General features: G+C 76.0%; 1 protein-coding gene. It reads right to left on the bottom strand.

Going from position 1 to position 2,282, the window contains the following annotated elements; genetic code table 11:
- A partial coding sequence (locus ACFV04_RS43640) for an amino acid adenylation domain-containing protein (protein ID WP_380536639.1) occupies positions 1 to 2,282 on the bottom strand: 2,282 nt, incomplete at both ends.

Raw genomic sequence — 2,282 nt, 5'->3', positions numbered from 1 at the left:
CCGGGTCGTCCTCGTCGCCGAGCAGCTCGCGCTGCCAGAGCGCGTAGTCGGCGTACTGCACGGGCAGCGGCGACCAGCCGGGGGCGGCGCCGTCGGTGCGGGCCGCGTAGGCCGTGGCGAGGTCGGACAGCAGCGGTCCCATCGACCAGCCGTCGCCGGCGATGTGGTGCAGGACGAGGACGAGCAGGTGCTCGCCGGCCGCGGCCGGGATGACGTGGGCGCGGACCGGGAGGTCGGCGGCCAGGTCGAAGGCCCGTGCGGTGCACAGCTCCGGGGCGGTGCCCGGCGGCAGCAGTTCGACGCCGACCCGGGCCTGAGCGGCGGGCAGGATCCGCTGGTACGGGGTGCCGTCCTCCTCGGCGATCAGGGTGCGCAGGCTCTCGTGCCGGGCGACCACGTCACCGAGGGCGCGTTCCAGCGCCGAGGTGTCCAGCTCCCCCGCCACCCGCAGGACGAGGGGCAGGTTGTAGAGGGCGCCGGGGCCCTCCATCCGGTCGATCAGCCAGAGCCGCTGCTGGGCGAAGGACAGCGGCACCCGGTCCGGGCGCTCGCCCCCGGCCGTCAGCGCGAGGCGCTGCGGGCCCGGACCGGTGCCCAGGCGGGCCGCCAGCCCGGCGACCGTCGGCGCCTCGAAGACGTCCCGGATACCGGACTCGGCGCCCAGCACCGTCCGGACCCGGCTGAGCAGCTTGGTGGCCAGCAGGGAGTGGCCGCCCAGGTCGAAGAAGTCGTCGTCGACGCCGACCGCGTCCAGGCCGAGCACCTCCGCGAACAGTCCGCAGAGGATCTCCTCCTGCGGCGTGCGGGCCGCCCGGCCCGCCGACAGCGCGCCGAAGTCCGGCTCCGGGAGCGCCCGGTGGTCCACCTTTCCGCTGCCGGTCAGGGGCACCGCGTCCAGCAGGACGACGGCGGCCGGGACCATGTAGCCGGGCAGCGACCCGGCGGCGAACCGCCGCAGCTCGACGGCGAGTTCGGGCGACGCCTGGCCCACCGTGCAGTAGGCGACCAGTCGGCGGTCGCCGGTGTCGCTCTCGCGCACGGCAACCACGCACTGACGCACGGCGGGGTGGCGGGCGACCACCTGCTCGATCTCGCCGAGTTCGATCCGGAAGCCGCGGATCTTGACCTGGTGGTCGGTGCGGCCCAGGAACTCCAGGCCGCCGTCGCGGGTGCGGCGGACCAGGTCGCCGGTGCGGTACATCCGCGCCCCGTCCCCGGGTGCGAACGGGCAGGCGACGAAGCGCTCTGCCGTCAGGCCAGGCCGGCCCAGGTAGCCCCGGGCCAGGCCGGCGCCGGCCAGGTACAGCTCCCCCGGCACCCCGACCGGGACGGGGTTGAGGTGCTCGTCCAGGACGTGGGCGCGGACACCGGCGATCGGGCCGCCCAGGCCGGGGCGCTCGGCGGCGTCGAACGGCTGGGTGAGCGCGTAGACGGTGGCCTCGGTCGGGCCGTAGAAGTTGTGGCCCGCGGTGTCGGGGTGCTCCCGCAGCCGCTGCCACAGCGCCTGGCCGACGGCCTCGCCGCCGAGCAGCAGGAGTCGCGGCGCGGGTGCGTCCAGCAGGCCCTCCTCGATCAGCTGCTCGGTGTAGGACGGGGTGATGTGCAGGGCGTCGATGCCCGCGTCGGCGGTGTGGCGGACGAGGGCCGCCGGGTCGCGGCGCAGTTCGTCGCCGATCAGGTGCAGCTCGTGCCCGGCGTACATCCAGAGCACGGGCTCCAGCGAGGCGTCGAAGCAGAGCGAGGCGGTGAGGGCGATCCGCTGCCGGCCGTGGGCCTGCCCGGTGCCGCGGATCAGCGTGGCCCGGTGGGCGGCCAGCAGGGCGGCGACGGCGCCGTGCGGGACCACGACGCCCTTGGGGCGGCCGGTGGAGCCGGAGGTGTAGATGACGTAGGCGGCGTCGCCCGGGTCGATGCCCGGCTCCGGGTCGTCGGCTTCGTGGCGGGCGAGGCCGGCGCTGTCCCCGGTCGGCTCGGCGACGTCGAGGGTGCGCAACCCGGCCAGGACCTCGGGCAGTGGCCAGTGTTCGTCCGTCAGCACCAGTGCCGGGCGGGCGTCGGCCAGCATGTGGGCGGTGCGGTCGGCCGGGTACTCGCCGTCCAGCGGCAGGTAGGCGCCGCCGGCCTTGAGTACGGCCAGCATCGCGACCACGGTGTCCGCCGAGCGCGGCAGCGCGAGGGCGACCACGGACTCCCGTCCGGCGCCCGCCGCGATCAGCCGGTGCGCGAGCCGGTTGGCCCGGGCGTTCAGCTCGGCGAAGGTCAGCGCGGTGTCGCCGCAGACC

This window comes from Kitasatospora sp. NPDC059599 (assembly GCF_042735125.1).
In the GTDB taxonomy this organism is placed as follows: Bacteria; Actinomycetota; Actinomycetes; order Streptomycetales; family Streptomycetaceae; genus Kitasatospora.
The sequence above is the reverse complement of the archived record's forward strand: the minus strand, read 5'-3'. Positions and strand labels throughout refer to the sequence as shown.